Consider the following 4,987-nt stretch of genomic DNA (forward strand, 5'->3'; position numbering starts at 1 on the left):
TCTACGTCTTCGCCGCCCTTGGGCAGCGCAATGCCGATGGGCTCGATCTGGTAGATGGATGCGTCCGTCGAGTAGCGCCCGCGATCGAAGGCGCCGAAGAGGACGTCGCCGCGCATCACCTGGCGCAGGCGCGAGGCTAGAGCGGGATTTCCGATCCTGCTGTCCTTCATCCCGCACGATTCTCATCCCCCGCGGTGAAAAGCGAAAGGCCCGGTCACGTCTCCGCAACCGGGCCCTCGACTCCGATCAGAGGCGACTCAGCCGCCGCCGTGTTTGCCGTCCGCGCAGGGTCCCAGGTGGTCGCCATGCGCCAGGTGCGCCGGAACGGCGGATGCGCCTACCGTGATCGTGTGCTCGTTCGACGGATTCCCGGGCGGGCGATGGCAGATCGTCACCTTGTCGTTGCCGTTGCAGCCGCCCGCGCAGTTTGCGACGCAGCTGTTGCCCTCGCGGTGGAAGCCCTCGTCGCACTTCACGTGCTTCCCGTGTTCGCAGACCTCGTCGTCCCCGCAGCGGTTGCCGCAGGCGCCACAGTTGTTCCGGTCATTGCCCGTGTCCCCACAGGAATTGCCATTGGCCACGCACCGATTCCCCTCGCGGTGGTAGCCGGTGGTGCAGCGGACGCGGTGACCCTTGTCGCAGACCTCGTCGTCTTCGCAGCGGTTGCCGCAACCGCCGCAGTGGTCGCGATCATTGTCGGTGTCGCCGCAGGAGTTGCCGTTGGGAACGCAGGCGTTGCCCTCGCGGTGATGCCCGGCTCCGCACCTCGCGCGGCGGCCGTGATCGCAGATCTCGTCGTCGCCGCACCGGTTGCCGCAGGCTCCGCAGTTGTTCCGGTCATGGTCGGTATCGCCGCAGGCCTCCGGAACGCAGGCATTGTCTTCGCGGTGGAAGCCGGCGCCACAGCGGACGTGGTGCCCTCCCACGCAGATCTCGTCGTCGGCGCAGTGGCTGCCGCAGGCGCCGCAATTGTCCCGGTCCTGGTCGGTATCGCCGCACGACGGCGGGTTCGGGACGCACCGGTTGCCCTCCCGGTGGGAGCCGGCGCCGCAGCGGACGTGGTGCCCGCGCTCGCAGATCTCGTCGTCCTCGCAACGACTGCCGCAGGCGCCGCAGTTCTCCCGGTCGCTGCTCGTGTCGCCGCACGAGCCCGGGTTCGGAACGCAGGCGTTGCCCTGGCGGTGGTAGCCCGGCGCGCAGCGGACGCGGTGGCCGTGGTCGCAGATCTCCTCTTCACTGCAGCGGTTCCCGCAGACGCCGCAGTTGTCGCGGTCGTTGTCGGTATCGCCACAGCGGTTGGCGACGCACTCGTTCCCTTCCCGGTGCTCGCTCGGACCACAGCGCACGGGATGCCCGTGCTCGCAGATCTCGTCCTCGCGGCAGCTCACGTTGCAGCCGCCGCAGTTGTTGCGGTCGCTGTCGATGCTGGTCTCGCACCCGTCGTGGACGTTGCCGTTGCAGTTCGCCCATCCCGGATGGCAGGAGGAGATGTCGCAGGAGCCCTGGCGGCAGGACGCGCTGGCGTGATCGGCCGAGCAGCCGTTCCCGCACCCACCGCAGTTGCGATCGTCGTTGTCGGTGTCGACGCACGCGCCGTTGCACGCCGTCTGGCCCTGGAGGCAGGAGCCGACGCAGACGCCGCCGCTACAGGTCTGGTCGCCGCTGCAGGCCTTTCCACAGGAGCCGCAGTTGCGCCTGTCGCTGTCGACCCTGGTGCAGATGTCGCCGCAAGCGGTGTAGCCGTCATCGCAGACGATGTTGCAGGAGATCCGGCCGTGCTCCGGCGCCGTGCAGGTATTGGTATCCGTGCCGGGGGCCGTGGAAGCGGCCGTCCACGGGGGCAGCGCGCCCGAACCACAGCCGATGGAAAGGAACGCCAATGCGGCATACGCGCCAACCAGCGCGCGAAGCGCGATTTGAATGCTTCTCGTCTGCATGCTGCCCCCCGGCTCGCCACTCGGCGAGTCGCCTACCTAGATTTTTTGGCGCTCCCGCTCAGCGGCAAGGGTGCCGCTGGGCAGCTTCAGAGGCTGTCCGGGTCGGCTGCAGAGGGGGCAGGCTAGCGAGCGGACCGGCCGTCGTACGGAAGCAGCCTCCATCGCAGGGGGAGTGCGCCGCGGCGCCGAAGGACCCGATCCACCCGCACGCGCCAGAGCCGTTGGGCGGCGAGGAAGGTACGCACCTCGGAAGTGTCCCAGAGGATCTCTACTGCGCCTTGCAGGTGAAGCAGGTCACCGGTGGCGAAGTCAACGACGAGAAGCGCCGCCCGCGGATTCGAGACGAAGTTGCCCAGCGTGTTGAAGTAGCGGTTCCCGCGGTAGTCGGGGATGGTGAGCGTGCTTCCGTCGACGCGGACGAATCCGGGCGGTCCGCCGCGGTGGGAGATGTCGATACCGCCGTTCGATTCGGCGGTGCGCGCGGCGCTGGCGACAAAGAACGTATCCGCCGCTTGGATCTGCGCGCGCGCGTCGCCGTCGAGCTGAGGCAGTGTTTCCGGCGGCGCGACGCGCGCGGGAACGGCTTTGACCTCTCGGACGTGGATGTATTGCGGGCAGTTCCCGAAGCTCTGCCGGACGTCGAGCGTGAATCCGTGGTCGCCGGCAGCCGTGATGATGCCGTTCGCCCGGTTGCGCCGTTTCGTCGACAAGTCAATTCCCAGCAGCCCCGCTGGAGTTCCAGGCGTCAGTGCGCGCTGTGCAGGGTCGGAAGCGTCGAGACCGGCGGCGATGCGCAGCGTGTGCGGGTCGGGCGCTGAGACGAATCCGGGCGAGCCCGCGAGCATGGTAGCCGCGGGCCATCCGCCGTCGAGGGTCGCGACGACGACGTACGGCAGCGCCTCGAAAAATGCCCGGTGCTGATCCGTCATCCAGTCGCGAATGCCGGCCCCAGGAGGACCGCCGCCGGCGAGGAGCTGCGCCTCCAACTCGCCCGGATGAAACGGGCCTTCCTCCGCCGCGTCGATGCTCGCTCCGGTTCTCGAGGTCACGCAGCTATGATCCCGAACAGCGCTTTCGGTTTCGCGCGTCGCCATCCGGTTGTGAGCAGCCAAGTCGTCGAACACGCGCCCGCTCCGCCCGCCGACCCGATTGATCCGCTTCGCGATGGAGACTCCGAGCCCCTGCATCCCGCGGGAGAGCGATTGAACGTCGTCGCCTTCGACCAGCGCGTGCACGTGATTGCTTTGCACCGAGAAGTGCGTCACCCGAAAGCCGTCCTTCTCGTGGGGGATCTGACACTCCTCTCGCGGCAGACCTATTGTTCCGACTTGATCAATCTCTGCCCCAATCAATTCCGGAGCTTGTTGTCACCCTGGCATCAGGTAATCCGCTTGAAATGGGCGAAGATCGAAGTGCGACCGACGACGCGGGCGTCGCAGGACCGCGGCTATCGTTGGACATATGCGGGGCTAGCGCCTGAGTGTCGGCTGAGCAGATGCGTGCGACAGGTCCAGCGGGCTAGTACGGATGCAACAGCGGGGCCCAGACAATCGAAACGGGCAGAGGTCGGCCCCAGGATGTGCTCGATGCCCTGCGCGTCGTCTTCCAGGTCGAAGACGCGCGCGGTGATTCGGCGTCGAGTCGGGACCGAAGCGAGGCGTCTCCGCGGGAGACGGCGGCCCACTGCGTCACGCAAACACCCCGTTGCCTGCAGGAATGAACCGGACTCCTCTTGCCGCGTCTACCGCGTATCCAAACCTTCGCCGCACCGCCCGGAGAGGCGGCCGGGCCGTCCGGCTGCCCTGTGGCGGGAGGTGGCAATCATGATCAGGAAATCGCACTTGAACCTTTCGATTCCGATCGCCCTGCTGCTGCTTGCGACAGCCGCGATCGCAGCGCCATCAGACAAGCAGGCGAAGGATGGCTCAGCGCCGTTACAGCTCCCCATCACGGGGTCGGCGATCACCGGCGAGACCTTCGTCGGCACGCTCAGTATCGAGAGGTTCGAGGCGGGCGCCGACCAGGTGGTGGTCGCGATCGGGATCGTGAGGGGCTCGGTCGAAGGCAAGGGAAGTGCGCTCGTCGAGGTGACACTGCCTGTCCAGGTAGGCCCTGCCCGCAAAGGGGCTGCCGCCCCGAACAGCGCGGCGGCGCCACAACAGGCCACTTGTGAGGCGCTCCACCTCGAGATCGGCGCCGTGAATCTCAACGTCGCGGGGCTTCAGATCACGACACAACCAATCGCGATCGACATCTCTGGCGACTCATCCGCGCCCTTGGGTAATCTGGTCTGCACGATCCTGCAGACGCTCAACAGTGTGGTCGGCCTCGTCGGCCTGCTCAACCAGCTGCTTGGAACGCTGACCGGGCTCGTCGGCGGGCTCGTCCCCTAAGACGCCGACCACGAGGCGACGCCCGGGGCCACGCTCCCCGGCTCCGGGCCGCCCTCATCTGCTCATCTGCAACAGATGAACCGGGCCTCGCGCCTGCGGCCGAGGGATCGGCTCCTCCCCCTTCAACGCCGACCAGAGCACCTGGTTGAAACGCGCGTCGTCGATGCGATCCGGGCCGCTCAGATCGAGCCCCTCTGACATCCTCGCGGCAGCGGTTTTCGGCGGATTCATCTCCTCCATGTCGGCTTGCGGCACGATGGCCGGGTAGGGCGCCAGGTCCGGCGACGCCGCGAAGACATCCGACAAAGGCCGGCTGAAGTAGTCCAGCCGCGCAAGCTGGCCGAGACCGAGGATGTCCTCGATGGCCGCGACGACGTCGGTCGTGTTTGCGAAACGGCGGATCGTTCCCGGCCGGTTCCAGGCTGAGATCACCAGCAAGGGCGAGCGGTGCGAATCGACGTGATCAGGCCCTGCCTGCGCGTCGTCCTCGAGCACGAAGACCACGGTGTCGCGCCAGAACCGGGACCGCGAGAGCGCCTCGACGATTCTCCCGAGCGCCAGGTCGTTGTCCGCCATGTAGGCACGCGGCGTCCGGTACTTCGGATTCGCGCCGGCGGTGTGATCGCCCGGCAGGTGCAGGATTTCCAGTTGCGGCAT

At 67.5% G+C, this 4,987-nt stretch carries 3 protein-coding genes; 1 reads left to right on the forward strand and 2 read right to left on the reverse strand.

All coding sequences use genetic code 11. The features are described from left to right. Window positions 1-257: 257 nt before the first annotated feature. Window positions 258-1,937 carry a hypothetical protein gene (locus E6J58_24025; GenBank protein ID TMB31881.1) on the reverse strand — a complete coding sequence of 560 codons (1,680 nt, stop codon included), beginning with the start codon at window positions 1,935-1,937 and terminating at the stop codon, window positions 258-260. A 122-nt stretch (window positions 1,938-2,059) separates the two neighbouring features. Then, window positions 2,060-3,031, reverse strand: a complete 972-nt coding sequence (locus tag E6J58_24030; GenBank protein ID TMB31883.1) for a pyridoxamine 5'-phosphate oxidase — start codon at window positions 3,029-3,031, stop codon at window positions 2,060-2,062. A 729-nt stretch (window positions 3,032-3,760) separates the two neighbouring features. Here E6J58_24030 and E6J58_24035 point away from each other — a divergent pair. Then, window positions 3,761-4,330: a hypothetical protein gene (locus E6J58_24035; GenBank protein TMB31882.1), complete on the forward strand. Its 570-nt coding sequence runs from the start codon at window positions 3,761-3,763 to the stop codon at window positions 4,328-4,330. Window positions 4,331-4,987: the final 657 nt, after the last annotated feature.

It is taken from the genome of Deltaproteobacteria bacterium, from assembly GCA_005879535.1.
Lineage (GTDB): Bacteria > Myxococcota > Myxococcia > Myxococcales > 40CM-4-68-19 > 40CM-4-68-19.

Coding starts and splice junctions, on each gene's coding strand:
- E6J58_24025 (TMB31881.1), bottom strand. CDS start 1,937: ATGCAGACGAGAAGCATTCAAATCGCGCTTCGCGCGCTGGTTGGCGCG.
- E6J58_24030 (TMB31883.1), bottom strand. CDS start 3,031: ATGGCGACGCGCGAAACCGAAAGCGCTGTTCGGGATCATAGCTGCGTG.
- E6J58_24035 (TMB31882.1), top strand. CDS start 3,761: ATGATCAGGAAATCGCACTTGAACCTTTCGATTCCGATCGCCCTGCTG.